The sequence below is a fragment of the Laedolimicola ammoniilytica genome, from assembly GCF_025567165.1.
GTDB lineage: Bacteria > Bacillota > Clostridia > Lachnospirales > Lachnospiraceae > Laedolimicola > Laedolimicola ammoniilytica.
In genome coordinates this window covers 194818-220894 of the sequence record NZ_JAOQKC010000002.1, presented here as the reverse complement: position 1 = coordinate 220894, position 26077 = coordinate 194818, and the positions used below count along the sequence as shown (strand labels likewise).

Genomic DNA, 26077 nt, shown 5'->3' with positions numbered 1-26077 from the left:
ACGGATTTTATCGTATATACTGGATAGAAGTTACAGGGAAAATAAAAGGGAAAAAGAGAAAACGATCATGTTATTGGTGAAAAATGCAGAGGTCTATGCTCCGGAATATCTCGGGAAAAAGGATGTGTTGATTTGTGGCAGAAGGATTGAACAGATTCAGGATACGATCGGAGCACTCCCGGTGGAGTGCCGGGTGTTGGATGCGGCAGGCAAGCTTCTTACGCCGGGACTTATCGATCAGCATGTCCACATTACAGGAGGCGGAGGAGAAGGAAGCTTCCATACGCGGACGCCGGAGCTTCAGCTTTCAGAGCTGGTGAAGAACGGTATCACAACGGTGGTAGGACTTCTGGGTACCGATGGAATCACAAGGAGTGTGGATAATCTCTATGCGAAAACAAGAGCTCTCTGTGAAGAGGGCGTGAGCGCCTATATGCTGACAGGCGCTTACGGATATCCGAGTCCGACGATTACGGGAGAAATCGAACGGGATATCGTATTTGTGAAAGAGGTGCTCGGTGTAAAACTGGCGATTTCCGATCACCGGGCGCCGAATGTGACAGAAGATGAACTGATTCAGATTGCAAGTAAGGCCAGAGTGGCCGGTATGCTCAGTGGCAAGCCGGGCATGGTGACGCTGCATATGGGTGACGACAAGGCGGGATTGAAGCCGGTATTCCGGGCACTCAGGGAAAGCTCCGTTCCGGTTCGGATCTTCCGCCCTACTCATGTAAACCGCAATGACGCACTGTTGGAGGAAGGCTATCAGCTGCTGGAGGAAGGCGGTTATGTGGATCTGACCTGTTGTATGCATACGACTCCGGGTGACTGTATTCTGGAGGCAAAGAAGCGCGGACTTCCCACAGAGCATATCACCATCAGCTCTGACGGGCACGGAAGCTGGTCCAACTATGCGGAGGATGGTACACTTCTGGAGATTGGTGTATCCGGCGTGGACGCGATTCGAAAAGAGATTTTGTATATGGTGAAGACGCTTGGAATGCCATTGGAGGAGGCGCTTCCCTATGCTACCAGCCAGGTGGCGGAAGGACTGGATCTGCTGCCGGAGAAGGGCGTAATTCGACCGGGCGCGGATGCGGATTTTCTGCTTTGGGAACCGGATTTGACGCTGGATACCTTTGTGGCAGGCGGCGAGATCTTTATGAAAGACGGAAAAGTTGTAAAAAAAGGAACCTATGAATAGGTGAAGGAAGGCAGAAAGAGCGGGGCGATAGCCCCGCTCTTTCTTTATTATGGAATAGGAAATTCCGATAGAATTCCCTATTCCATAAAAGCAAGCAGAGCTTGCAAAGATGCGCACTCGGCGCAGTGGTAGATGGTTGCTGAAGCAACCGCGCCTCGGCGCGAGAATGTGCCAATGGCACATTCTTTTTTATATAGGACACATTCTATTGATACTCATCCACCTTTACAAAAGGAGGAACAGGCCAGTAAACCTTGGGGGGGAATCTGATGGGCAGCCAGATGCTTCATCAGGGATTCACGATTCTCCACCAGGAGAGGGAAGAACATGGGGCAGACATCATCAGGCAATTCCGGAGGTAGCAGTAATTGGTACGCCGTTTTTCAATGACCTCCCGGAAGGGATAAAGAGAGCCGTCGCAGCGGTGGTGGCAGGCCTTATTACTCTGCTGCTCTTCACCCTGAATCCGTCTGTGAAGGCACTGGCTATGGGCTTCCAGGGCGCGCTGGGAACGGACTTTATGGTACCGTCCTATCTGGCAGTTTCCTATATCCGGGATTTCCTGGAAGAAATGAAACACATGGAGCTGTAAAAGCGAAAAAAGAGAAGGTTTTTAAGGAAGGGGGGTTGTATACCCCCTTCTTTGATGTTATACTCACAAAGGAAACAAAATGAATTCTAATTTTCAGGAGGTGAATTTCATGGACAGTTGCGATAGTACGGGACGAAGTAGAAAGTACGGTGCGAACAGGAAAGGCAAAAACGTGCAGCTGTGCGTGAAGATTCCCTTAGAAATCATAAAATAGCTGCATGCTTTTGCGTGTCATGGCTGGCTTTATATTGACATTTGATTCACACCGTATTCAGTAAGATCCGGACTTCACAGCGTGTAACCGTTAAGTCTGCTTTGGAAAATCTGAAGCGGTGTTTTTTTGCGGTCATTTTTCGGAAGCTTCTGGTGGAAGGTTCTGGAAAAATGCGGCTCAAATGGAGGTAGGCTATGACAAAGTACGTAGAGGAATTGATTGCGATTATCCGGGGAAACCTGTCCCGGGAGGAGCTGATTGACCGGCTCTTCGATTACCATGATAACGATATTGCGGAGGCTCTGGAGCTTCTGACGCCTGAGGAGAGAAAGCGCCTGTACTCGGCCCTGGGCGCAGAGCGGGTGGCGGAGATTTTCGCCTATCTGGACGACGGCGATATTTATCTGAAGGAGCTGTCCTTAAAACAGCAGGCCAAGGTCATTTCCGAGATGGATTCCGACGATGCGGTAGACATTCTGGAGGAAGTGGACGACGACACAAAGTGTAAAATTCTGGGGATGCTGGATAAAGAGGCCAGCGAAGATGTCAGGCTTCTGCTGTCCTACGACGAGGATGAGATCGGTAGTTATATGACCACCAATTTTATCCTGATTCACAACGATCTGACCGTCCGGGAGGCCATGCGGGAGCTGGTGCGTCAGGCCGGAGAAAATGATAACATTTCCACGATCTATGTGGTGGATCGGCAGGAGCAGTACTACGGAGCCATCGAGCTGCAGGATCTGATCATCGCAAGAGAGCATGTGGAGCTGGAAGATCTGATCAGCCGTTCCTATCCGTTCGTCATGGACCATGAGAAAATCAGTGACTGCATTGAGAAAATCAAGGACTACGCCGAGGATTCTATTCCCGTGTTGTTGGAGGATCGGAGCATCGGCGGTATCATCACAGCCCAGGATATTGTAGAGGTGGTAGATGACGAGATGGGTGACGATTACGCGAAGCTGGCTGGTCTGACTGCCGAGGAGGACTTAAACGAGACCACAGGCGAGAGCATCCGTAAAAGACTGCCCTGGCTGGTGATTCTGCTGTTCCTCGGCATGGTGGTGTCCGCTGTGGTGGGCGTCTTTGAGTCCGTCGTGGCGGTGCTGCCCATCGTCATGTGCTTCCAGTCCCTGATTCTGGATATGGCCGGCAATGTGGGAACCCAGTCCCTGGCGGTAACCATCCGGGTGCTGATGGATGAGAACCTGACCACCGGACAGAAGGTGAAGCTTATGTTCAAGGAGATGAAGATCGGCTTCTTCAACGGCGCGATTCTGGCGGTGATGGCCCTGGTATTCCTGGGCGCGTACATCCACCTGTTCAAAGGTTTCACCCTGGGCTATTCCCTGATGATTTCCGCCTGTGTGGGCGTGTCCCTGGTGGGCGCCATGGTGGTATCCAGCCTGGTGGGAACCCTGACACCGATTTTCTTCAAAAAGGTAGGCGTGGACCCGGCCGTAGCGTCCGGACCGCTGATTACGACCATCAACGACCTGGTGGCCATCGTGGTGTATTACGGACTGGTGGCCGTGGTGCTGATTGATATCGTTCATCTGGTGTAAAAGAGAGAAAGAAAAGATCTTGTCGTATGGATACGATAAGGTCTTTTTTGCTTGACAGAGGAAATCCCCGGGTGTACGATACAGATATCAGTGATATATCACTGATATTCCAAAAACAACAGGCAGACTTAAGATACAGGAGGCTCATTATGGCGAAACGGCAGTCTATGACAGAAAAAGTCCTCGAAGCCCTGCGGGAGGATATCATCAACTGGGTTTATGAGGAAAATGATATGATTACCGAGGCGGAGATTTCGGAAAAGTTCGGTGTCAGCAAGACGCCGTCCCGGGAGGCGCTGAATTACCTCTGTATGGAGGGATTCCTGGACAAGATTCCCAACAAGGGCTATCTGGTCAGAGGGCTTTCGGTGGCGGAGCTGCAGAGCCTGTTTCAGTTCCGGGGAATCCTGGAAAAGGCCTCCGCAGAGCTGGCGATCCAGTACGCGGGGAAAGAGGAGTTGGCTCATCTGGAGGCGGAGGTACATAAGCAGATAGCGGCCATGAAGGAGGGCACCTACCGGCAGTACAGCGACATGAATATGCAGTTTCATATGTCGGTCGTCTATCTGTCCCGGAATCCCTATCTGATTTCTACCCTGGAGGGAACCCTGAACAAGCTGCGCCGGGTGCTGGTGCGGGACTGGAAAAGCGCGGATGCGGTGGGGGCGATGGAAGCGCATCTGGAGCTGGTGGAGGCCCTGAAGGAACGGGATGTGGAAAAAGCGAGAGCCTTTGTGGATAAAGAACTGAGCGGTGTGGAATACCGACTGTATTTTCATGACCGGGCGGCAGCGCCCTGGCAGGGGTAAGGAGGAACAAAGAGAATGAAAAAGGTATTATTGCTGGCGACAGGCGGAACCATTGCCTGTACCCATTCAGAGGAGGGGCTGACCCCGGGAATGTCCGGAGACGGAATTCTGGAACTTCTGCCGGAGCTGCGGGAAGGCTTTGCGATCGAAAGCCGGGATATCCTGAATCTGGACAGCTCCAATATTCAGCCGGAGGAATGGCAGTTTATGGCAGAGCAGGTGGCGGAGGCGCTGCCGGATTATGACGGTATCATCATCACCCATGGCACAGATACCATGGCGTATACGGCTTCCGCACTCAGCTATATGCTGCAGAACCTGACGAAGCCGGTGGTGCTGACCGGAGCGCAGATTCCCATCGGCCAGATGTTTACCGATGCCAAGCGGAACCTGCAGACGGCCTTCGCGGCGGTGGACGCAGGTCTGAGCGGGGTAATGGTGGCCTTTGACGATAAGATTATGGGCGGCTGCCGCGCGGTAAAGGTGCGAACCATGGGCTTTGACGCCTTTGAAAGCATTTCCGCGCCCTATATCGGGAAAATCTATGCGGACGGCGTACACCTGGAGCACAGCCGGACGGGAGAAGAGGCGGCGGCTCCCTTTGAGCTGAAAAATAAGCTCTGTACGGACGTATTTCTGATGAAGCTGATTCCGGGAACCAAGCCGGAGATTTTTGACAGCCTGCTGGAGCTGGGGTACCGGGGCGTTGTCATCGAGGCCTTTGGCGCGGGTGGCACCCATTTTGAGCGGCGGAACCTCCTTCCCAAGCTGAAGAAGCTGACGGATCATGGGGTCAGCATTGCGGTGTGCAGCCAGTGTCTCTATGAGAAGAGCGATCTGTCCCTCTATGAGGTGGGACGCAAGCTTCTGGACTGTGGGGTCATTCCGGGCCGTGATATGACCACGGAAGCCATTGTGACGAAAATGATGTGGGCGCTGGGACAGACAGAGGATCCGGAAGAGGTAAAGGAAATCTTTGCGCGGAATTATGCAGGGGAAATTTCAGAATAGCTGATTTAAAAAAATGAAAATAGAAGGAACTGCGAAGCTGCATGAGAAATACAGGTTCACAGTTCCTTCTATTTTTATAAAAAAATCATTGGTTCCTAACGTGGGGCAAATTTGTAGGTAAAGCGGTTGCCCGCATAGTAGGTCTCTGTATATTCGAACAGTTCCCCTGTCTCGATAATACTACGATGGGAAGATTTTAACAGGGCACAGGAGTCCACCTGAAGCAGCTCCTTCTGCCGGTTGGTAGGAAGCAGGGCTGCAAAGCTGTAATCCAGTGCCTGGGGATGTACATGGTAGGTTTCATCCAGATATTCATAGAGGGATCCTTCCAAAGCAGAGACATCAACAGCAGGAAGATATTTGCAGGGAATATAAGTGTGACTTAAAGCAATCCGGATCCCGTCGCTGGTACGAATTCGATGGATATAGTGCAGAAAATCATTTTCATGCAGCTCCAGCTGCTGAGCTACAGACGGAAATTCAGAAGCACGGACTACACGATATTCTACCAGAATGGCACCGGGCTTGGTGTGAATGGAAGCCATATCACGGGAAAAGCTTCCGGGCGAGGCAGCTCCGATGTATTTGGTAACCTGCTGGTCCAGAACGAAGGTTCCTTTTCCGGAGACACGGCGCACAAATCCTTTAGTAACCAGGGTAGTCAGTGCTTTATTGACGGTCATACGGCTGACTACGTATTCTTCACACAGCTGTGCCTCTGTCATAATCTGATCACCAGGGCGAAGTTTTCCTTCCTGAATTTGAGTGATGATATCCTGTGCGATGGCAAGATACCGCGGTGAATTTTTCAATCGTAATCTCCTTGTTTCTATATTTACACATATTTGTATATACTTATGATAGCTGGGGAAATGAAAAAAGTCAAGGGAGATAGAAAAAAGGCAGATATAAATAATGGAAATGGAATAAAAATTATTAAAAGTATATAAAAATAGGATTGACAAGAGGGTAAAAGTGTAGTAGCATATAGTAAAATGTATATACATTTATAGGAGGTGCTTATGAAGAACATTGTTTTACTGACACACGGGGAATTTTCCAAGGGAATTGCGCAGTCCTGCAGATTTATTCTCGGTGAAGTTCAGAATTTGAAAGCGCTGAGCATTACCATGGATGAAAGCATTGCACAGACGAAGCAAAAACTGAATGATGCGATCGCTTCCTTTGAGAATGATTGGCCGACGATTCTGATTACAGATCTGCCGGGCGGCAGTACCACACAGGCAGCCATTGGAATTATGGCGGAGCATCCGGAGATTTATCTGGTAAGCGGCCTGAATCTGGGATTGCTGGTGTCACTGGTTATGCTGGAACTTACGGATGACAGAGAAGAAAATCTGAGGCAGATTCGTACAGCTTTGGCGGAAGCCAGAGATACGATTATACTGGTCAATGACCAGCAGGCAGAACCCGTATCCATCAGTGATGACGGGGAACTGTAAGATTGGAGGAAAACGATGATTAAAGTATTGCGTGTAGACGATAGACTTCTTCATGGACAGGTAGCCGTGGCATGGACAAACTATTACAAGATTGACACGATTGTAGTGGCAAACGATAAGCTGATTACAGATGCGACCATGCAGATGGCTTTTAAACTGGCCACACCGCCGGAGGTAACACTTTCCATGAAATCTCTGGATGGAGCAGTAGCAGTGATCAACAACCCAAAGCATGCAGCACGTACGATTATGGTAATCTGCAAAGATATGAAGGATGCGGAATATCTGTACGATCGGACAAACGGAGCGATCAAGGATGTATTGTTGGGCGGACTCCGAAGCGGAGAAGGAAAGAAAAAAATTGATATGAATTCTTACATGGATGCAGATGATATCGCTGTGATGGACAGCATGGAGAAAAAAGGGGCTGAGCTTGTGATGCAGGCAGATCCTACATCGAAGCGCCTGACCACAGCAGATATCAGAAAAAGTTTTGCAAGGTAACAGAAACAGAGAGATTCAAAAGAAGGAGTGTAGGTTATGGGTATAATTCATGCAGTACTGCTTGGTATTCTGGGCGGTATCGGTATTTGGGACAGCCGTGTATTCGGAATGTGTATGTTGGATCGGCCATTGGTTCTTGGACCACTGGTAGGTCTGATTTTGGGAGATTTACAGACAGGTATTATTATTGGAGCTTCTCTGGAGCTGGTTATGATGGGTGTAGTTGGAATTGGTTCCGCCACACCGCCTGACACCGTATCCGGAAGTATTCTTGCTACCGTATTTGCCATCAGTGCCAAGCTGGATGTCAGTGCAGCAGTAGCCCTGGCACTGCCCATTGCAACCTTAGGACAGCTGGTAGGTATTCTTTGTAGAACTGTCAATGGCTACTTCGTACATCAGGCAGATAAGGCAGCAGAAAATGGTGATTATAAAGGAATTGACCGCGCTCTCTGGGGCGGCGCCATTCTGTTCTTTGTTGCTTATTTCCTGCTGGTATTCTGCGGTGCACTGCTTGGGTCTACCGTTATCAGTGCATTTGTTGATAAAATTCCGCAGAGTGTAATCAATGGATTTTCTGTAGCCAGCGGTATGCTTCCGGCACTTGGAATTGCCATTCTGATGCAGCTTCTGTTTAACAAGAAGAATGTAGCTTTCTTCTTCATGGGCTGGACAATTACAGCACTTCTCGGTGTGAATACCGTAGGAGCAGCTGTCATCGGTACGACAATTGCCTATGTGATTTTCCAGTATGCAGGAAATAAGAAAACAGAAGAAGCAGCTGCTCCGGCAGCATCTGATGATTTGGGAGGTGAACTGTAATGGCAGAGAATATGACGAACACAACGGCTAATGAAGAATCCGTTATGACAAAAGATATCTTTAAGAAAACTTTCTGGCGTTCTTTCCCGTTGCAGGCATGCTTCTGCTATGAAAGAATGCAGAATGTAGGCTTTGCTTATCAGATGGTTCCGGCTCTGAAGAAACTGTATCCGGATAAGAAGGAAGCTTCCGAAGCTTTAAAGAGACATCTGGCGATTTTTAATACCACACCGGCTATTGTATCCTTTATCACAGGTGCAGCAATTGCTATGGAGGAAAAATTCAAGAAGGCCAAGGACGCAGGGGAAGAATGTGATGAGGAATCTATCAATGCAGTAAAAGCAGCACTGATGGGGCCTCTGGCAGGTATTGGTGATTCCTTTTTCTGGGGAACCTTCCGTATTATCGGTGCAGGTATCGGTGCCAGCCTGGCAGCACAGGGAAGCATTTTAGGTGCCATTCTGTTCCTCCTTATCTACAATATCCCGCATTTCCTGGTGCGTTATCAGGGACTGCGTATTGGTTATAAGAGTGGTGTCAATTTCCTGGCGGGCCTGTCTCAGGGAGGCGTAATTGCAGCGTTAACCGAGGCCGCAAAGATTCTGGGTCTGGTGGTAGTTGGTTCTATGGCAGCGTCCATGGTATCACTTTCCACACCGCTGGTATTTACAATTTCCGGTGCGGAAATTGTAGTGCAGGATATCTTTGATGCGATTATTACAGGATTCCTGCCGTTGTGTCTGACACTCGGAACTTACAAATTATTACAGAAAGGAATTAAGACAACCACAATTCTCTGGGGTATGATTATCGTAGGAATTATTGGTTCTGTCATTGGTATTTTCTAATGGAAAAGACAAAAATGTATGATTATATTTGTGAAACTCCGGTTGTTCTGAGAGAAATCATTGAGAACAGAAAAGAGATTACAAAGGAATTTGTAGAATATTTTAAGGACAAAAATATTGAGCAGATCTATGTGCTTGGTTCAGGCACCAGTTATCATGCAGGACTTTCTGCCAAGAATTATCTGGAAGAGCTGCTGAACCGGAAGGTGTTCTGCATGTATCCGACACAGTTTGCACGCAGCGAAAAGGTATTCAATAAGAATACGTTGGTGATCGGAATGTCCCAGGGTGGACAAAGCCTTTCTACAGTAGAAGGCCTGGACGCTGCTATTGCAGAAGGACTGTATACAGCAGCAGTGTCTGAAAATCCCACAGCACTTGTTTTTGAGCATGCGGATACGAAAACCCGGATTGAGGTGGGTAATGAAAAGTGCGGAGCAAAAACGAAGGGCTATGCAGGAACTACTGTGACGCTGATGATGATGCTGACGGAGCTGGCTCTGGCCAAGGGCATTACCGATCAGGCTACTGTAGATGCTTATCTGAAAAGAATGAATAAGGTCATCGATAACCTGGGAAATGTGACAAAGGCCGCAACAGAATGGTATGGCAGGATCAAGGAAGAATTCCTCCCGGCTAAGAGAATTATTGTAGTCGGATACGATGGAATGTATGCCGATGTACTGGAGGGAGCCTTAAAGGTTCTGGAAACTGTCCGTCAGGGTGTAACCGGATATGATATTGAAGAATTTTTCCATGGTATCTACAATTCCATTACAGACAGCGCACATATTTTCTATCTGGCTTCCAAGGGAGATTACAAGCCCCGTGTATTAAAGCTGATAGAGATATTGAGCGATTGGACACCCCATAATTACTTCATCGGATCTCCGGAGGGAGTAGAGGAATATAGTGACAAGTATCTGCTCTGTGATTTTGTAGAGGATCCGCTGTTTTCCGCGTGGGAGTATATCATTCCCATGCAGGTAGTTGCATGCCTGGCTCCGCAGGATCTGGGTATCAATCCGGATATTCCGAAAGATCCGAATTTCCACGTACGGATTGGCAGCAAGAAGCTGGATGGAGTACGGGATCATTATCCTGCAGAGAAATAGTAGAAACACTTGATCTTCCTCCCATTCCGTGATAGGATAGCCACATAGGCAATTTTAGAAAATGATAGAGGCGCGGGGCTTCAGGAGTATCGGTTGACATAAGGTCGGAACCAGTCAGCCGGGAAAGGGAAGACCGCCGAAGGGATTCATCCGTTCCGAAGGATGGGTTTCTGGGCTGCCGCAGAATATGCGTCAGACTGTCACAGGACTGTGGAGAGCTATCATAGGTCGAAGGGGAAGTTCGGACCGTGAGTACAGTCGGGAAGTATGTGCTCACGGTCTTTTTTTCGACTGTTTTCGAGGGAAGGAGATTTTAAAAATGGATTATGTACCTGTTATGTATGCTACCTTTTGGGCGTTGGTGCCGCCTGTAGTAGCGATTGTTCTGGCTCTGATTACCAAGGAGGTGTATTCCTCACTGTTTCTTGGCATCCTGGTGGGAGGCCTGTTCTACTCGGGCTTCAGCTTCGAGGGAACGGTGCTTCACATCTTTGAGGATGGAATCGTAGGCGTTCTGTCCGACAGCTACAATGTGGGAATTCTGGTGTTCCTGGTTATCCTGGGAGCCATTGTGTCACTGATGAACCGGGCCGGAGGCTCGGCGGCCTTCGGACGGTGGGCCGGCGAGCATATCAAGACCCGCACCGGCGCGCAGCTGGTGACCGTAGCCCTGGGCGTGCTGATTTTTATCGATGATTATTTTAACTGTCTGACCGTAGGAAGCGTGATGCGTCCCGTGACGGACAAGCACAATATTTCCCGTGCCAAGCTGGCGTACCTCATCGACGCCACGGCGGCTCCGGTCTGCATCATCGCCCCGATTTCATCCTGGGCGGCGGCCGTAACCGGTTTCGTAGAGGGTGAGGACGGACTGGCGCTTTTTGTCAGCGCGATTCCCTATAATTTCTACGCGATTCTGACTATCGTTATGATGATTACGATAGCAATTCTGAACATTGATTTCGGTTCCATGAAGGTCCATGAGGACAACGCAAAGAAGGGCGACCTGTTTACTACGCCGGACAGACCTTACGGCAACGCAGAAGGCCTGGATAACGTGGGAAATGGTTCCGTAAAAGATTTGCTGATTCCGATTCTTTCCCTGATCATCTGCTGCGTCATCGGCATGATTTACACCGGCGGCTTCTTTGACGGCGCGGACTTCGTGACCGCCTTCTCCAACAGCGACGCGTCCATCGGTCTGGCCATCGGAAGTGCTTTCGCCCTGGTCATCACGATTCTGCTGTATGTGAGCCGTAAGGTCCTGGGCTTCAAGGAGTGCATGAACTGCATTCCCGAGGGCTTCAAGGCCATGGTTCCGGCTATCATGATTCTGACCTTCGCCTGGACCCTGAAGGCCATGACAGACAGCCTGGGCGCCGCGGAGTTCGTGGCTAATCTGATTAAGAGCAGCTCTCAGGGTATGGTTGCTCTGCTTCCGGCTATTATTTTCTTGGTTGGATGCTTCCTGGCTTTTGCCACCGGAACCTCCTGGGGAACCTTTGGTATCCTGATTCCGATTGTGGTAGACGCGTTCCAGACCACCCATCCGGCGTTGATGACCGTGGCCATCTCTGCCTGCATGGCGGGCGCTGTCTGCGGCGACCACTGCTCCCCGATTTCCGATACGACCATTATGGCGTCTGCGGGAGCCCAGTGTAACCATGTAAACCATGTGTCCACCCAGCTTCCCTATGCGGTCAGTGTAGCAGTGATTTCCTTTATTACCTATATTGTGGCAGGATTTACCCAGTCTGCGCTGATTTCTCTGCCGGTAGGAATCATATTGCTGCTCGCTTATCTGTTATTTATGAAAAAACGGGCGAAATAATGCAAAAAGGAAGAAAAAATAGCGGAAAAACAGTTGATTATTTCAGAAAGACTGCTATAATGCTTGTGTAGGTTATGTGAAATCAAATAAGAAGCAGCTGGTGCCGTTAAAAAACGGAGAATAGGGAAGCAGGTGAGAGACCTGCGCGATCTCGTCACTGTATGCAGGAGCGGCTTATCATACGTCACTGAGCCATCGGGAAGACGATAAGCAGCGCTTGTACTGTAAGCCAGGAGACCTGCCAGACTGCGGCGCATGGAGTCGAAAGATTCCGGATCACGAGGATTGATAGTGCCAGATGGGGTATAGACACAGCTGTTCCGCACAGCGCTGTTTTGCGTGGATGGGCGAACAGATGTAAAGCTGACGACTGAAAATCCGACGATCCACAGGAACGTCGGATTTTTTAGCAGATTCCTTCTGATCTTATGAATTTCATTTAACTGAAAAATTTTTGCAGGAGGAAAAGAAAATGAAAAAGAAACTTGTAACACTGTTATGTGTAACAACTCTGACAGCATCCATGCTGGCAGGCTGCGGCAGCAAGGCTGAGACGCCGGCTGCAGACACTACTACTACGGAAGAGACCACAGACGCTGCAGAGGAGACTGCAGACGACGCGGACGCAGATCAGGCTGCAGCTGACAACGTAGCAGCCCTGATTGACAAGATCTATGTGCAGGAGAGAACAGAGACCACAGACGCTGACTGTAAGGCAGCCAAGGAAGCATGGGACGCTCTGACAGACGCTCAGAAGGAGCTGGTAGAGGGCGAGAACGCTGACCCGGATTACTTCGGACGCGACACCGGAGACGCTTCCAAGGATGATCCGAGAAACCAGGACGAGATCGGCGAGAACGAGCTGCTGGTAGTAAGCTTTGGTACTTCCTTCAATGACAGCCGTGTAGCTGATATCAAGGGTATCGAGGACGCTCTGGCAGAGGCAAATCCGGACTGGTCCGTAAGACGTGCCTTTACCGCGCAGATCATCATCAACCATATCCAGGCCCGCGACGGCGAGGCAATTGACAACATGGATCAGGCTCTGGATCGCGCAGTTGCCAACGGCGTAAAGAACCTGGTTGTACAGCCGACCCATCTGATGCACGGCGCTGAGTACGACGAGCTGATGGAGGCGGTAGACGCATACAAGGATAAATTTGAGTCTGTAAAGGTAGCTGAGCCGCTTCTGGGCGAGGTTGGAGCAGACGCTTCCGCAATCAACGCAGACAAGAAGGCTGTTGCCGAGGCTATTACTGCTGAGGCTGTAAAGACGGCTGGTTTCGATACTCTGGACGCAGCAAAAGAGGATGGCGTGGCATTTGTATTCATGGGTCATGGTACCTCCCATACCGCAAAGATTTCCTATAGCCAGATGCAGGCACAGATGAAGGATCTGGGATATGAGAACGTATTTATCGGAACCGTAGAGGGCGAGCCGGAAGATACTGCATGTGAGAATGTGATTAACGCAGTTGCAGAGGCCGGTTACACCAAGGTTGTACTTCGTCCGCTGATGGTAGTTGCAGGCGACCATGCAAACAACGACATGGCAGGCGACGATGACGATTCCTGGAAGAGCATGTTCAACGCATCCGGCAAGTTCGAAAGCGTAGACTGCCAGATCGCAGGTCTGGGCGAGATCGAGGCAATCCAGAATCTCTATGTTGCTCATACCGCAGAGGCTATGAAATAAGTAAGGATAAAGGACAAGAAAAGAAATGAAGAAGAAAATCATCGCGTTAATGGGAATGGCAGTTATAAGCTGCGCACTGCTGATGGGCTGCGGCAGCAAGGCGGAGACGCCGGCTGCAGAGACTACCACAGAAGCGGAAAACTCCGATGAGGAAACTGCCAAGACAGAAGAAACGGCGGAGCCGGAAAAGGCTGACGCAGAAGAAGCTGCAGCAGCGACACTGGAGGACGGCATCTACACGGCAGACTTCAACACAGACAGCAGTATGTTCCATGTAAATGAATTTTACGAGGGAAAGGGAACGCTGACCGTAAAGGACGGACAGATGACCATTCATGTGGTTATGCCTTCCAAGAACATTGTGAATCTGTATGAAGGTCTGGCAGAGGATGCCCAGAAGGATGGCGCAGAGCTTCTGCAGCCGACCGCAGAGACCGTAGATTTCGGCGATGGTACAGAGCCGGAGGAGGCCAATGCCTTCGACGTACCGGTTCCCGCACTGGACGAGGAATTCGACCTGGCGCTGATCGGAACCAAGGGCGTATGGTACGACCATAAGGTCAGCGTATCCAACCCGGAGCTTCTTCAGGACTAGTATTTTAGAAGTATTATAGGATCTTACATACAGGGGCTGTTGTAGAATGTGCAGAACGTTTTGCGGCAGTCCCCTTGTTCCAATTATAGGAAATTCAAATAGAAGGAGTAAGACAATGACAATCGAGGATTTACAGCTGGCGGACGGTAATTATACGGTAGAAGTGGCCATGGAGGGCGGCAGCGGCCGGGCCACTATTGAGTCACCTGCCGCGTTGTCCGTGGAGGACGGACAGGCTGTGGCCCAGATTACCTGGAGCAGCAATCACTACGACTATATGATCGTGGGCGGCGAGAAGTATCTTCCGGTGAGTACAGACGAGCATTCGGTTTTTGAGATTCCGGTGGAGGTCTTTGACGAGGGGATCGATGTGATTGGCGATACGACGGCCATGAGTACGCCCCATGAGGTAGAATATACGCTGACCTTTGCGTCAGATTCTATTCAGGGAGAGAATGGAGGCAGCACGGGAGGAGCGGGCTCCACCACGGCGGCAGCAGGTATTGTGATAATTGCGGTAGCGGCAGCGATTGCGGCGACTGTGATGCGGAAGAAGAGGAATACAAAGGCATGAAAAAGAAACTGATGGCACTTTTTCTGTGCCTGGCTATGTGTCTGGGACTTACGGCCTGTGGAGCAGGCGGTTCCGGCACGGCAGAGAACAGCACGGATATCAGTGACGAGCTGACTTATACGGACAGCACGAAGCTGGAATACGCGCAGAAATTTACCATTGACAATTATGAGGGCGGCTATTCACTGATAACCATCACGGACGGCGGACGCTTCCTGGTGGTTCCGGAGGATAAGGAAGCGCCGGAGGATCTGGCGAAGGATATCACGGTACTTCAGCAGCCCATTCAGAATATATATCTGGTGGCTTCGGCGGTCATGGACATGTTCGTATCCCTGGACGCCCTGGACAGTATTCGATTCAGCGGCACCAAAGCCGACGGCTGGTATATCGACGCGGCGAAGGCAGCCATGGAGAATGGCGACATTCTCTATGCAGGCAAATATTCCGCGCCGGATTATGAGCAGATTCTGGCGGAAAATTGCGGTCTGGCCATCGAGAACACCATGATTTCCCATACGCCGGAGGTGCAGGAGCAGCTGGATAAATTCGGAATTCCGGTGCTGATAGATCATTCCAGCTATGAGCCGAACCCCTTAGGCAGGACCGAGTGGGTGAAGCTTTACGGCCTGCTGACCGGCCATGAGGAAGAGGCTGAGGCGGCCTTTGCCAGTGAGGCGGATGCTTTCAAGGCCATCAGCGGCGAAGAAGCTACGGGCAAGACGGTGGCATTTTTCTATATCACCAGCAATGGCGAGGCCAATGTGCGGAAAACAGCGGATTATCTGCCGAAGATGATCGAGCTGGCGGGCGGCACGTATATTTTCCAGGATCTGGGAGATGCAGAGGACGCCACATCTACCCTGTCCATGACGATGGAGGAATTCTACACAGGGGCGAAGGACGCGGATTACATCATTTACAACAGTACCATAGAGGGACAGCTCTCCTCGGTGGATGAGCTGCTGGCGAAAAGCCCGCTGCTGGGGAAATTCAGGGCAGTGCAGGAGGGTCATGTGTACTGTACCATGAAGAATCTGTATCAGTCTACCATGGAGCTGGGTACGATTACGTCGGATATTCACCGGATGCTGGTGGGGGACGACGGGGATCTGACTTATCTTTACAAGTTAAACTGATACGCTTCGGAACGCAAAGAGAGGGATCCGGAAAGTATGCACCGGATAACAGACACACGATAGCTGTGAGAATTTGCACAGTGACAGAAGGGAACGGGAACAATGGGTAACACAACAGGCGGCAGAAATGCCCGAAATAAAGGAAGATACTGGGCTGCATTTCTGATACTGGCCCTGCTGGTGCTGGTTTTTGTGGTCTTAAGCATCTGCATCGGAACCGTGAACATTCCGCTGGCGGAGATTCCAAAGGTTCTGGGGAAAAATGGGAACAATGACACCTATACGGATATCGTTATGGGAATCCGTTTTCCGCGGGCGGCGGCAGCAGGCATCCTGGGCGGCGGCCTGGCTCTGTCCGGCTATCTTTTGCAGACCTTCTTCCATAACCCCATCGCGGGTCCCTTTACACTGGGGATCTCATCCGGCGCAAAGCTGGTGGTGGCCCTGGTCATGGTGGCAGCCCTGGGAAATGCGTTTGCTTTAAGCTCCTGGGTCCTGATTATCGCGGCCTTTGCGGGAGCCATGCTCTGTATGGGCTTTGTGATTCTCATGTCACGGGTCATGGATCAGATGTCCATGCTTATTGTCAGCGGTGTCATGATCGGCTATATCTGTTCGGCTGTGACGGACTTCGTGGTGACCTTTGCGGATGACGCGGACATCGTGAATCTGCACAACTGGTCCAAGGGAAGCTTTTCCGGCATGACCTGGGACAATGTGCTGATTATGGCCATCGTGGTGGGAATTACAGCTATCTGCGTCTTTCTCATGTCCAAGCCCATCAGCGCTTACCAGATGGGAGAGGCCTACGCAAAAAATATGGGCCTGAACGTGCAGGTATTCCGGGTCCTTCTGGTGCTGCTTTCCAGCGTCCTGTCGGCCTGTGTGACGGCCTTTGCGGGTCCGGTCTCCTTCGTGGGAATCGCGGTGCCCCATCTGGTTAAGAATCTTTTCGGGACGGCGAAGCCTATCCTGATGATTCCGGCCTGTTTCCTGGGTGGAGCGGCTTTTTGCCTGTTCTGCGACCTGCTGGCCCGGACCATGTTTGCGCCGACGGAATTGTCCATCAGTACAGTGACGGCGGTGTTCGGCGCGCCGGTGGTCATCTACATCATGATTCACAAAAAGAAGGAGAGGGCGGAGTAGCATATGGATACCTATTATTTCTACACGGAAGGGCTGACCGTCGGCTACCACGGCGTTCCCCTGATCAAAGACATCCGAATCGGCCTGAAAAAGGGTGAAATCCTGACTCTCATCGGCCCCAACGGCGCGGGCAAGACTACGATTCTGAAAAGTATCATCCGACAGCTGGCGCCCTTAGGCGGCGTGGCGGTGCTGGATGGCAAAGCCATGGGGGATTTGAGCGGCAAGGAATTGTCTCAGAAGCTTTCTGTAGTGCTGACCGAGCGCATCCATCCGGAAATGATGACCTGCCGGGACGTGGTGTCCACAGGCCGTTACCCCTATACGGGCAAGTTTGGCGTGCTCTCCGCGGAGGACTGGGCGGTGGTGGACGAGGCCATGGATCTGGTACATATCCATGAGCTGGCGGATCGGGATTACACGAAGACCAGCGATGGGCAGAAGCAGAGGGTAATGCTGGCCCGGGCACTTTGTCAGCAGCCGGATATCATCGTGCTGGACGAGCCCACGTCCTTCCTGGATATCCGTTACAAACTGGAATTTCTTTCCATTATTCAAAAGATGTCACGGACAAGAAATCTGTCTGTCATCATGTCGTTGCATGAGCTGGATCTGGCAGGCCGTATCTCAGACAAAATCGCCTGTGTGCGGGGGGATAAGGTGGACCGGTTCGGTACGCCGGAGGAGATTTTTACCGAAGGGTATATTCCGAAGCTCTACGGCATGACACTGGGAACCTACGACGAGCTGACAGGCGATCTGGAGCTCCCGGCGGTGGACGGAGAGCCAAAGATCTTTGTCATCGCCGGAAACGGCACAGGCACGGCAGTGTTCCGACGGCTCCAACGGGAGCGGATTCCCTTCGCGACGGGGATCTTGTGGGAAAATGATTTGGATTATCCGTCGGCGAAGGCGCTGGCGGTGCGGACGGTCAGTGTACCGGCCTTTCAGGTAATGGGAGAGAAGCAGATCGCGGAGGCGAAGCAGTTGATCGACGACTGTGAGCGGGTGATTTGCACGGTGAAGCTGCCGGAGGACGGCGGAAACATTGGGATGACCGCAGGGTTGTGTGAGCTCCTGGAGTATACAAGGCAGAAAGAAAAAATGGAAAATAATGTAATTTAAAAAGCGAGGAGTGATAGCAAGCGGTTGTCACTTCTCATTTTTTATATCATCTTTTATAAAATTTTGCCGGAGAAATCCGATTTTTCATAAGGCAGAGCGGAATTTTGTAGAAGAAGGAGAAGCCTTGTCGCAGTTTCCCGAAACCTGTCGAACGGAAATAATTTACAGGCCCGTTACGATGTGCTATGCTTCAACTATCAGATTAATCTTTTGCATCACCGGGGCGTTTCTTCCCCATGATCCCATGATTTTTTTGACAAACAGCTTTAGAAGCCTGTGCGAAATAAGAGCGATCGCCGGGTATCTACACCTACAGAAGATAAGGAGGTTGAAAGTTCCGACCAATACAGCTAAAATAAAGGAGGATATGGTGTGACATATCAGGAGTTTTGCAGCAGTTTTCTGACGCAGCTTACCGAAAAATGGGAACTGGGAGTGAAGCCTGGAGAGGTTCAGTTCTACCCGGAGGGCCTTTCTGAGGGCGACGTCAGGTATGACGAGCAGTTTGTCCGGGAGACGAATCTTCGGTACAATCAGACGGAGTCAGACGTGCTGATAGGCGATTACGTGACGGTCGCCAAAGCGAAGAACGAGCAGATGAAACAGATTTCCCGGTTTTCCCTGGAAGAGCTTTATGACCGGCAGATGGAAGAAGGCTGGGAGAGTGTCTGGAAGCAGGTGCAGGACAGTCTGCACGCGGCCGGGGAAATGATGGAGACCGGCGTGCTGGAGCAGATGCACAATTATGAGCAGATCCGGGACAAGCTGGTGATTCGGCCTGTCTGTTTTAATGACTGCAGGCGGGAACTGCGGGAATATGTCTACGAGCGTTACGGTGACGTGGCGCTGGTGCTTTATCTGACTGTGTATGACGGGGAGCGGGGGCTGGGGACAGTCAAGGTACCGCGGACCACGGCGGATGGCTGGAAGCTGCCCAGAAAACGGGTCTGGGAGGACGCCATGCTGAATACGTATGTGGCCGCGCCGCCCAGATTGTACCTGGATCCGGTGGATTGTATCCATGCGCCCTATGAAAAAGGGGAATTTATGTCGGAGAACAGCGCTATTCAGAAGCTTGATCCGGAGCGTGCGCCGCTGCTTACGACCACCCGGAAGCTGAACGGAGCCATCGCCATCTTTTACCCGGGCGTAAAGGAACGGCTGGCCCGGTTGTCCGGCGGGAGCTATTATGTGGCCTTTACCAGCGTTAATGAGGCCTGTATCCACCCGGCGGGAACCATTCTTCCTATCCGGATTCTGCGGAGCCTGAAGCATCTGAACCGCACCTGCGGGGAGGCGGAGCGACTGTCCCAGAAGGTATTTTTCTATGATGCGGAGGATGGGAGCTTTAAGACGGTGGAATTTTAACGGCGCGCGGGTAGCTGCAAGAGACACAGAGGTGTGGATTACATAGATTATGGGAAATGAAGAGGTACCGATATGGCGGAGAAGACGACGCTTTCTGCAAATGAGGCATGGAAACGGCTGCTGGAAAAATACCCGATTGCGGAAACGGTGGAACAAAAGGGGGTATACAAAATCAAAGCGGATCAGATCCGGGAATTCCGGGAGCCCCGGCTTATGGCCAAATGGGACAGCTCTGACGCGCTGCCGGACGCTCTGCGGAAGCGGAAGCTGAATCTCCTGCCGGACAGCCGGACCTCCTATGTGATGGGTGATTTTCTGCTGTATCAGGAGCTCCCGGAGCTTCATGAACATGTGACCCGGATGACCCATGTGGACATGCCGGAGTACGAGTCCATCGACGTCAATAACATCAGCTCAGAGGCCAATGCCATTCACGCGCTGACCCTGTCCGGTATTCTCGACGATTTTCTCGGGGACGGGAAAAATGACGCCACCTTCAATGGGCGCATGGGCACGGGCGTCTTCGATTTCCGGGTGGATACGGTGCGGGGGATTCCACGGGAGATCCATGTGGAAAATGCCCAGTGCGAGATCGATGGCGGCTTTGAAAATGCCCGCTCAGTGGTTATCATGGAAGCCAAAAATGTGGTACACCCGGATTTTCATATCCGGCAGCTGTACTATCCGTACCGCCTGTGGCGCACCCGGGTGAAGAAGCCCATCCGACTGGTTTTTTCCGTGTATTCCAATATGATTTACAGATTGTTCGAGTACCGGTTCGCGGATCCGGAGGATTATTCATCCATCGAGCTGGTGCAGGCAAAGAATTATTCCATGCAGGATACGCGGATTAGCCTTACGGAGCTTCGAGGGGTGCGGGAGCGCACAGCCATCCGGACGGACGATGATATGGACGGGACGCCGGTTCCGTTTATTCAGGCTAATTCCATGGAGCGGATCATTTCCCTGCTGGAGAATCTGTACGGGAATCCGCTGACGCCCGGGCAGATCGCGGATTTGATGGATTTTGACCCGCGGCAGTCGGATTATTATTATAATGCAGGGCGGTATTTGGGGCTCTTTGAGAAGGAAAATGTGGGCGGGCAGGTGCTGGTGCGCCTGACCGGGCTTGGCGAGAAGGTCTTTCGGATGAATTACAAGCCCCGGCAGCTGAAGCTGGTGGAGCTGATGCTGGAGCACAGAATTTTCGCGGAATTCTTTGATGAGGGCACGCAGACAGGCCGCTATCCCGATAAGAAGGTCATCGGACAGCGGATGCGGGAACTGCACGTCTGCAACGAGGGACAGATCGCCCGGCGGGCCAGCTCGGTGGAGCGGTGGCTGGAGTGGATCTTTCATCTGACCAGGCTGTAGGAGAGAACACAGGAGATTAGTTTTGACGGACTGCATATATGCGGCATAGCAGCGGCGCCTGGCGGAGAAGAACGGTTAATACAGCTCCACCAGAATATCCAGATACTCCTGCGCCAGCTCCGGCAGTGTGGTGCGGCGGGGCTTGATCCAACCGTATTCGGCCATCAGCTCACAGTCCCTGATGGGAATAATCCAGGTGGAGGGTTCCTCGTGGTAGCGGCGGAAGGCCTGGGGCCAGGTGGCGACCAGGCCGATGACGTCGGTTTCGGCGATGAGATCGAAGAAAATCTGGGATCCGGTCACATTGATTTCTCCGGCGGTGTGGAGGGACAGGCCGGTCTCATGGAGCAGGGAGTGGCTGGGATCGCTGAAGGTGGGACCGTACTGAACCGCGGTAAAGGGATAGAGATCTTCCAGGGACACGGCCTCTGTGCGGCCATAGAGGGGATTGCTTCTGCCGACCGCTACACAGATAGGGCTCCGGCCTATCAAGTGATACTCAATATCAGAACTCTTCAGCTTGCTGTATGTGGTTTTCACATGGGTAGAAAAGGCGCCTATCACAGCCAGATCCAGCTTATTCGTAGTCATTTCGTCCAACAGTTCATCCAGGGAATCATAATTCAAAAAGGAAAACTGGCAGCCGCCTCCGCTGTGTTTTTTCACAAACCGGGAAAAAGCCCGGGCCGCGCGGCTGGAACGTAAGGATCCGATCCGAAGCTGCTGCCTGAAATCCCGGTGTGGCAGCTCAGAGAAGCTTTGAATCTGCTCATATTCCCGCCGGATGATGCGGAAGCGCTCGATGAGCTCCTGTCCAGCCTCAGTGGGAACCACGCCTCCGGGTACCCGGTGAAAGAGCTGCACGTCCAGATCCTTCTCCAGCTGACGGACTGCGTAGCTTAAATTCGGCTGGGACAGATAAAGATTTCTCGCCGCCTGGCTGAAGGAGCCCGCGTCCGCCACCTCCAGCGCGTAAAAAATCGTGTCAAATTTCATTTCTGGATCCCCCCTATAAATAATTTTTATATCTTTTGATAAAGATAATATATTTGTTGTCGAGCTCTGTCAAGTGCTATAATGCAGATAAGAGGAACGCAAAGAAGCGGAGACACCACCGGCCGGAAAATGCTTCTTTGCGTTTTTTGTATCTAAAAATACATTTATAGGAGGAAACTGTTATGAATCAAATGACAATCTGTCTGATCATTTTCATCCTGACGCTCCTGGCCTACGCGTTCCTGAGCAGCCGCGTATCCATGGCCGTCATCTCTCTGATCAGCGTCGCAGCACTGATGGTCACAGGTTGCATGGACCCCAACGACGCGCTTAGTTGCTTTGCTAATTCCAGCGCTATCCTGATGGCGAGTATGTTCGTGGTATCTGCCGGTCTGAACCGTACCCAGATGGTAAAGAAAATTTCCGCGTTTATCTGCCGCATCAGTAAAGGGTCCTTTACCAAGGTTCTGGCGGGCTACGTGATTCTGACCTGTATTTTGGCGCAGTTCATCCCCAGCTCAGCGGCCTGCTTCAGCGTGGTATTTCCGCTGGCCTACGGTGTCTGTAAGGAGATGAAAATCGCTCCGTCCAAGATGATGTTTTCTCTGGGCATCACAGCGATCGGTACCGTTATTACCCTGCCCTTCAGCGCTTCTGTCAGTGAGATGGCGCGTATTCAGGGCTTCCTGGAGGCATATGAGTATACCACCTACAACATGAGCATCATGGACATCATGTACGCCAAAGCGCCGACCATGATTGCAATTCTTCTGCTGGCCATCTTTGTGGTACCACGTTTCGCGCCAGACAACGAGATGGAGTCCGAGTTTCAGGTGAAGGAGCAGAAGGAGCAGGAAAAGCTGAGCCCGGTTCGCGAGTTTATCGGCTACGCAACCTTTGTCTGCGTTCTTCTGGGACTGCTGTTCTCCAACCAGATCGGTCTGAAGGCCTGGCAGGTGGCCTTTATCGGCGCATTGGTGATCGCGGCGTCCGGTATCATGACCAAGAAAGAGCTGATTGAGTCCATGAATATCAGTATGGTACTGCTTTTCGTAGGCGCTCTGGCCATCGGAACCGCACTGTCCGGAACCGGAGTGGCGGATATGATTGGAAATCATCTGTCCGGCATTATTTTAAGCGTACACAATAACTACATCGCGGGATTTATTTTTTTCCTGGTACCGTTTGTCCTGACACAGTTCATGTTAAATCTGGGAATTTATTCCATTTTTGTGCCACTGTACATCATGATCTGCAAATCCATGGGCGCGAACCCGGTTGGACCTATCATGCTCTGCATGATCGCTTCCATGACAGCGTTCTTTACCCCGCTGGCGACTCCGACTGTACCGCAGGTGATGGGCGCTGGTAACTATACCATAAAGCAACTGGTGAAAATGGGCTGGGTTCCGTTTATCGTCATTACACTGGTAAGTGTATTCTGGGTGATGACCATTTACCCGGTTTTTTAAAATAAGGGGTTTAGGAAAAGGAGAAGACTTATGAACGAGAAAATCAAAGAACTGGCGGAACAGTATGCCGCTGAAGCAGCGTCTGAGCAGAAGGAACTCTTAAAAACTTTGGGTGTGATTCCGGCCCCCTCTCATCAGGAGGATATGCGGGCGGCATTCTGCAGGGACTGGTTTCAGAAGCAGGGCGCGGAGGATGTGCATATTGATGACGCGAAGAATGTGATCTGCAGACTGGGCGACCCGGATGCGGAGGAGCTGGTGGTCTTCGCAGCGCATACGGATATCGTGTTCCCGGATACTACAGAGCTGCCTCTTAAGGAGGAGGACGGAAAGCTTTTCGCGCCAGGCATCGGCGATGATACCAGCAATCTGGTGAATCTGATGATGGGCGCAAAGTATCTGATGAATCATGAGCTGAAGCCGAAGTGCGGCATTCTCTTTGTGGCAAATGCCTGCGAGGAGGGTCTGGGCAATCTGGATGGCACGAAGGCACTATTTGCCACCTATGGATCGAAGATCAAGGCTTTTTATTCCTTTGACGGCTATGAACCCCAGTGCTGCAGCTGTGCAGTGGGTTCTTACCGATATCGTATCACCTGTAAGACCCGGGGCGGTCATTCCTATATCAATTTCGGTGATCCGAACGCGCTGGAGATTCTCTGTGATCTGACGGAGCGGCTCTATAAGATTGAAGCGCCGAAGGATGGGGACGCTTTTACCACCTACAATATCGGACGCATGGAGGGCGGTACGACGGTCAATTCCATCGCCCAGGAGGCGTATATGCTGTATGAATTCCGGTCTACCTCCCAGAAGTGTCTGGAGGAGATGGAAAAGCGGCTTGATGCGGCAGTGGAGTCGGTGCGGGGACGCGGCGGCGAGATCGAGGTGGAGCTTTTAGGCGTGCGGCCGGGTAACGGACCGGTGGACGCGGACGCGCTGAAGGCGTTTACAGAGCATACGGTGGATGTCATTGAAACCTGGTATCAGGATCCGATTGATTTTGCGGCTTATTCTACCGATAGTAATGTGCCGCTTTCACTGGGAATCGTGGCGAATACGGTAGGAACCGTGAGAGGCGCGCTGGCGCATACGCGGGAAGAGTGGATTGAGCTTTCCAGTCTGGAGAATGGACTTCGGATTGCATTGGCGTTGATGCTGGATTATGTAGAAATATAGGAAAGAGGAAACAGAAAACAGGAAGAAATTCACATGTGTGGATTCCTTCCTGTTTTCGCTTGGTATAAAAATTTATTTCATTTTCGCAAGAATCAAATCTACCACCGTCGCTGACGCATGCCCGTCATCATAGAAGCCCAGCATATCGCAGAATTCCTTACACTTCTTCTGATAATCATCCTCATCGAACTGTTTGATCTGCTCCATAAGCTGCTCATTCGTAAGGGCCAGCGTAAAGGGCAGATCTTCCAGCTGGAAATAGTAGTCCTTGGTGCGCTTCATTTCCTCGTAATCCTCGGCGTAGAGAAAGCCGGGCTTGCCGATCATGGGAAAATCGAAGGCACAGCCGGAGTAATCACTGATGATGATATCGGAGGCCACCAGGAGCTCCTGCATATTTTCATAGGGACTGGCGTTCAGAATGCGATCCGTGTAGGTCAGAGGGTAATCCTTGTAGCTGACGTTGGGATGCATCCGCACCAGAACGGCCCAGCTGCCGCCGAAGCGCTTCTTAAGGGCGGTCAGAAGCTGGTTGTAATCCAGGTTGTACATATCGGTCTTGCGGCTGTCCCGGTAGGTGGGAGCGTAGAGCGCCAGCCTGGTGCCCTCAGGCAGGCCGAAATGCTGATGTACCTTTCGGATATAAGGCGCAGGATCTTCAAAGTAAATATCATTTTTCGGAATGCCCTTTTCCAGAATCGGGCCGTCGTACCAGAAGGCCTCCCGGTAAGATTCGCTCTCCCAGCGGCAGCAGGCCAGCAGGAGATCCGTGTGCAGTGAATCTTCCTTCGCGAAAGCGACATACTCTTTGGAAAGAGCTTCTTCGCAGTCCTTTTCCACCTTCTTCAGCCCCAGGCCTCCGTGCCAGGTCTGAATATAGAACTGACCGGGCCGCTTTTTATAATAATAGAGCTTCCGGGTATCGTCGATCCAGGTTCCGGCCGTGGCCATATGCCAGACGAAAGCCACCGTGTTGGGGCGCACAGGCGTGAGGCCGGCGGGGAGATCGTAGTGGCCTTCCGCCACCCAGTAAAGCTTCCAGTCCAGATTCCGCCGCAGAAATTCCTGGGCGATAAACTTGGGATTGTCGCCGTAGCCGCCGCCGTTGAAATTACTGAAGACCACTTTCTTTCGATCCAGTGGAAAATGTATGAAAATATTCCAGCAGACTTTTATCATCAGCCGGTGCGCCCACAGATAGACGGGCAAAATCAGTTTTTTTATCACAATCGACACCATCCTGTTTTAATTTCTCTTATTTTAGCATTACTTTGGCGGATTGTGAAGTAAAAATACGTTTGCATATTTATGGAAAATCAGGTATAATAAGTCCAAAGTTCCAATCCGCCACATATCCGGGCGGGCTTCCCAATGAGAAAAAATGCAGAAGTTTGCGTATTTTAAATTACAGAGTTGACAGGCAAAGAATGAG

At 51.3% G+C, this 26077-nt stretch carries 24 protein-coding genes and 2 riboswitches; of the genes, 21 read left to right on the top strand and 3 right to left on the bottom strand.

Features of this window, described 5'->3' with window-relative positions; translation table 11 throughout:
- Positions 1-67 precede the first annotated feature (67 nt).
- The 5 genes from iadA to OCV63_RS02400 all read left to right on the top strand — a co-directional run bounded on the left by iadA (position 68) and on the right by OCV63_RS02400 (position 5398).
- On the top strand, positions 68-1204 hold the full coding sequence (gene iadA, locus OCV63_RS02420; RefSeq protein WP_158361828.1) for a beta-aspartyl-peptidase: 1137 nt from the start codon (positions 68-70) through the stop codon (positions 1202-1204).
- A gap of 424 nt (positions 1205-1628) precedes the next feature.
- Positions 1629-1796 (top strand): hypothetical protein, encoded by a 168-nt coding sequence (locus tag OCV63_RS02415; RefSeq protein ID WP_262670604.1) that lies wholly within the window; start codon positions 1629-1631, stop codon positions 1794-1796.
- A gap of 408 nt (positions 1797-2204) precedes the next feature.
- On the top strand, positions 2205-3578 hold the full coding sequence (gene mgtE, locus OCV63_RS02410; RefSeq protein ID WP_158361826.1) for a magnesium transporter: 1374 nt from the start codon (positions 2205-2207) through the stop codon (positions 3576-3578).
- A gap of 149 nt (positions 3579-3727) precedes the next feature.
- Positions 3728-4387, top strand: a complete 660-nt coding sequence (locus OCV63_RS02405) for a GntR family transcriptional regulator (RefSeq protein ID WP_262670603.1) — start codon at positions 3728-3730, stop codon at positions 4385-4387.
- Positions 4388-4402: 15 nt separating this feature from the next.
- Positions 4403-5398, top strand: a complete 996-nt coding sequence (locus tag OCV63_RS02400) for an asparaginase (protein ID WP_158361825.1) — start codon at positions 4403-4405, stop codon at positions 5396-5398.
- 95 nt (positions 5399-5493) lie between these two features.
- Here the strand turns inward: OCV63_RS02400 and OCV63_RS02395 are convergent, their stop codons facing one another.
- A complete protein-coding gene (locus OCV63_RS02395; protein WP_178039726.1) occupies positions 5494-6210 on the bottom strand; it encodes a GntR family transcriptional regulator in 717 nt (238 codons plus the stop codon).
- A gap of 210 nt (positions 6211-6420) precedes the next feature.
- Here OCV63_RS02395 and OCV63_RS02390 point away from each other — a divergent pair, with 210 nt between their 5' ends.
- From OCV63_RS02390 to OCV63_RS02325, 14 genes are all read left to right on the top strand, one after another.
- Positions 6421-6861, top strand: a complete 441-nt coding sequence (locus tag OCV63_RS02390) for a PTS sugar transporter subunit IIA (RefSeq protein ID WP_158361823.1) — start codon at positions 6421-6423, stop codon at positions 6859-6861.
- Positions 6862-6876: 15 nt separating this feature from the next.
- Positions 6877-7365 carry a PTS sugar transporter subunit IIB gene (locus tag OCV63_RS02385; protein WP_158361822.1) on the top strand — a complete coding sequence of 163 codons (489 nt, stop codon included), beginning with the start codon at positions 6877-6879 and terminating at the stop codon, positions 7363-7365.
- Between the two features lie 36 nt (positions 7366-7401).
- Positions 7402-8187, top strand: a complete 786-nt coding sequence (locus OCV63_RS02380) for a PTS mannose/fructose/sorbose/N-acetylgalactosamine transporter subunit IIC (RefSeq protein ID WP_158361821.1) — start codon at positions 7402-7404, stop codon at positions 8185-8187.
- On the top strand, positions 8187-9035 hold the full coding sequence (locus tag OCV63_RS02375; RefSeq protein ID WP_317245539.1) for a PTS system mannose/fructose/sorbose family transporter subunit IID: 849 nt from the start codon (positions 8187-8189) through the stop codon (positions 9033-9035). Before OCV63_RS02380 ends, OCV63_RS02375 begins: the two co-directional genes overlap by 1 nt.
- A gap of 14 nt (positions 9036-9049) precedes the next feature.
- Complete coding sequence (locus OCV63_RS02370; RefSeq protein WP_158361858.1) at positions 9050-10150, top strand: SIS domain-containing protein; 1101 nt, start codon at positions 9050-9052, stop codon at positions 10148-10150.
- Positions 10151-10207: 57 nt separating this feature from the next.
- Positions 10208-10379, top strand: a riboswitch (Lysine riboswitch).
- A gap of 90 nt (positions 10380-10469) precedes the next feature.
- Entirely contained in the window at positions 10470-11981 is a 1512-nt protein-coding gene (locus tag OCV63_RS02365) for a Na+/H+ antiporter NhaC family protein (protein ID WP_158361820.1), read from the top strand.
- 82 nt (positions 11982-12063) lie between these two features.
- Positions 12064-12241: riboswitch (cobalamin riboswitch) on the top strand.
- A gap of 212 nt (positions 12242-12453) precedes the next feature.
- The gene (locus tag OCV63_RS02360) at positions 12454-13677 is read left to right on the top strand and encodes a sirohydrochlorin cobaltochelatase (RefSeq protein WP_158361819.1); all 1224 of its coding nucleotides are present in this window, start codon (positions 12454-12456) and stop codon (positions 13675-13677) included.
- A 25-nt stretch (positions 13678-13702) separates the two neighbouring features.
- Complete coding sequence (locus OCV63_RS02355) at positions 13703-14272, top strand: hypothetical protein (protein ID WP_158361818.1); 570 nt, start codon at positions 13703-13705, stop codon at positions 14270-14272.
- Between the two features lie 115 nt (positions 14273-14387).
- Positions 14388-14846, top strand: a complete 459-nt coding sequence (locus tag OCV63_RS02350) for a hypothetical protein (RefSeq protein ID WP_158361817.1) — start codon at positions 14388-14390, stop codon at positions 14844-14846.
- Complete coding sequence (locus tag OCV63_RS02345; RefSeq protein ID WP_158361816.1) at positions 14843-15985, top strand: ABC transporter substrate-binding protein; 1143 nt, start codon at positions 14843-14845, stop codon at positions 15983-15985. The genes OCV63_RS02350 and OCV63_RS02345 overlap by 4 nt, the downstream gene beginning before the upstream one ends.
- Positions 15986-16087: 102 nt before the next feature.
- On the top strand, positions 16088-17131 hold the full coding sequence (locus tag OCV63_RS02340) for a FecCD family ABC transporter permease (RefSeq protein WP_158361815.1): 1044 nt from the start codon (positions 16088-16090) through the stop codon (positions 17129-17131).
- Between the two features lie 3 nt (positions 17132-17134).
- Positions 17135-18256 carry an ABC transporter ATP-binding protein gene (locus OCV63_RS02335; protein ID WP_158361814.1) on the top strand — a complete coding sequence of 374 codons (1122 nt, stop codon included), beginning with the start codon at positions 17135-17137 and terminating at the stop codon, positions 18254-18256.
- Positions 18257-18628: 372 nt separating this feature from the next.
- Positions 18629-19624, top strand: coding sequence for a DUF5688 family protein (locus OCV63_RS02330; protein ID WP_158361813.1), 996 nt, complete (start codon positions 18629-18631; stop codon positions 19622-19624).
- 72 nt (positions 19625-19696) lie between these two features.
- Positions 19697-20998, top strand: a complete 1302-nt coding sequence (locus OCV63_RS02325; RefSeq protein ID WP_158361812.1) for a type II restriction enzyme — start codon at positions 19697-19699, stop codon at positions 20996-20998.
- Between the two features lie 75 nt (positions 20999-21073).
- Here the strand turns inward: OCV63_RS02325 and OCV63_RS02320 are convergent, their stop codons facing one another.
- Positions 21074-21994, bottom strand: coding sequence for a LysR family transcriptional regulator (locus OCV63_RS02320; RefSeq protein WP_158361811.1), 921 nt, complete (start codon positions 21992-21994; stop codon positions 21074-21076).
- 182 nt (positions 21995-22176) lie between these two features.
- On the opposite strand from OCV63_RS02320, the gene OCV63_RS02315 reads away from it, so the two are divergent.
- Complete coding sequence (locus tag OCV63_RS02315; protein WP_158361810.1) at positions 22177-23466, top strand: SLC13 family permease; 1290 nt, start codon at positions 22177-22179, stop codon at positions 23464-23466.
- A gap of 30 nt (positions 23467-23496) precedes the next feature.
- Entirely contained in the window at positions 23497-24645 is a 1149-nt protein-coding gene (locus OCV63_RS02310; RefSeq protein WP_158361809.1) for a M20/M25/M40 family metallo-hydrolase, read from the top strand.
- A gap of 72 nt (positions 24646-24717) precedes the next feature.
- On the opposite strand, the gene OCV63_RS02305 is transcribed toward OCV63_RS02310, so the two are convergent.
- Entirely contained in the window at positions 24718-25872 is a 1155-nt protein-coding gene (locus tag OCV63_RS02305) for a CDP-glycerol glycerophosphotransferase family protein (RefSeq protein WP_262670602.1), read from the bottom strand.
- Positions 25873-26077: the final 205 nt, after the last annotated feature.

Excerpts from the sequence above, each read along its gene's own strand:
- iadA (WP_158361828.1), top strand. The coding sequence starts at position 68 with ATGTTATTGGTGAAAAATGCAGAGGTCTATGCTCCGGAATATCTCGGG.
- mgtE (WP_158361826.1), top strand. The coding sequence starts at position 2,205 with ATGACAAAGTACGTAGAGGAATTGATTGCGATTATCCGGGGAAACCTG.
- OCV63_RS02405 (WP_262670603.1), top strand. The coding sequence starts at position 3,728 with ATGGCGAAACGGCAGTCTATGACAGAAAAAGTCCTCGAAGCCCTGCGG.
- OCV63_RS02400 (WP_158361825.1), top strand. The coding sequence starts at position 4,403 with ATGAAAAAGGTATTATTGCTGGCGACAGGCGGAACCATTGCCTGTACC.
- OCV63_RS02390 (WP_158361823.1), top strand. The coding sequence starts at position 6,421 with ATGAAGAACATTGTTTTACTGACACACGGGGAATTTTCCAAGGGAATT.
- OCV63_RS02385 (WP_158361822.1), top strand. The coding sequence starts at position 6,877 with ATGATTAAAGTATTGCGTGTAGACGATAGACTTCTTCATGGACAGGTA.
- OCV63_RS02380 (WP_158361821.1), top strand. The coding sequence starts at position 7,402 with ATGGGTATAATTCATGCAGTACTGCTTGGTATTCTGGGCGGTATCGGT.
- OCV63_RS02375 (WP_317245539.1), top strand. The coding sequence starts at position 8,187 with ATGGCAGAGAATATGACGAACACAACGGCTAATGAAGAATCCGTTATG.
- OCV63_RS02370 (WP_158361858.1), top strand. The coding sequence starts at position 9,050 with ATGTATGATTATATTTGTGAAACTCCGGTTGTTCTGAGAGAAATCATT.
- OCV63_RS02365 (WP_158361820.1), top strand. The coding sequence starts at position 10,470 with ATGGATTATGTACCTGTTATGTATGCTACCTTTTGGGCGTTGGTGCCG.
- OCV63_RS02360 (WP_158361819.1), top strand. The coding sequence starts at position 12,454 with ATGAAAAAGAAACTTGTAACACTGTTATGTGTAACAACTCTGACAGCA.
- OCV63_RS02355 (WP_158361818.1), top strand. The coding sequence starts at position 13,703 with ATGAAGAAGAAAATCATCGCGTTAATGGGAATGGCAGTTATAAGCTGC.
- OCV63_RS02350 (WP_158361817.1), top strand. The coding sequence starts at position 14,388 with ATGACAATCGAGGATTTACAGCTGGCGGACGGTAATTATACGGTAGAA.
- OCV63_RS02345 (WP_158361816.1), top strand. The coding sequence starts at position 14,843 with ATGAAAAAGAAACTGATGGCACTTTTTCTGTGCCTGGCTATGTGTCTG.
- OCV63_RS02340 (WP_158361815.1), top strand. The coding sequence starts at position 16,088 with ATGGGTAACACAACAGGCGGCAGAAATGCCCGAAATAAAGGAAGATAC.
- OCV63_RS02335 (WP_158361814.1), top strand. The coding sequence starts at position 17,135 with ATGGATACCTATTATTTCTACACGGAAGGGCTGACCGTCGGCTACCAC.
- OCV63_RS02325 (WP_158361812.1), top strand. The coding sequence starts at position 19,697 with ATGGCGGAGAAGACGACGCTTTCTGCAAATGAGGCATGGAAACGGCTG.
- OCV63_RS02320 (WP_158361811.1), bottom strand. The coding sequence starts at position 21,994 with ATGAAATTTGACACGATTTTTTACGCGCTGGAGGTGGCGGACGCGGGC.
- OCV63_RS02315 (WP_158361810.1), top strand. The coding sequence starts at position 22,177 with ATGAATCAAATGACAATCTGTCTGATCATTTTCATCCTGACGCTCCTG.
- OCV63_RS02310 (WP_158361809.1), top strand. The coding sequence starts at position 23,497 with ATGAACGAGAAAATCAAAGAACTGGCGGAACAGTATGCCGCTGAAGCA.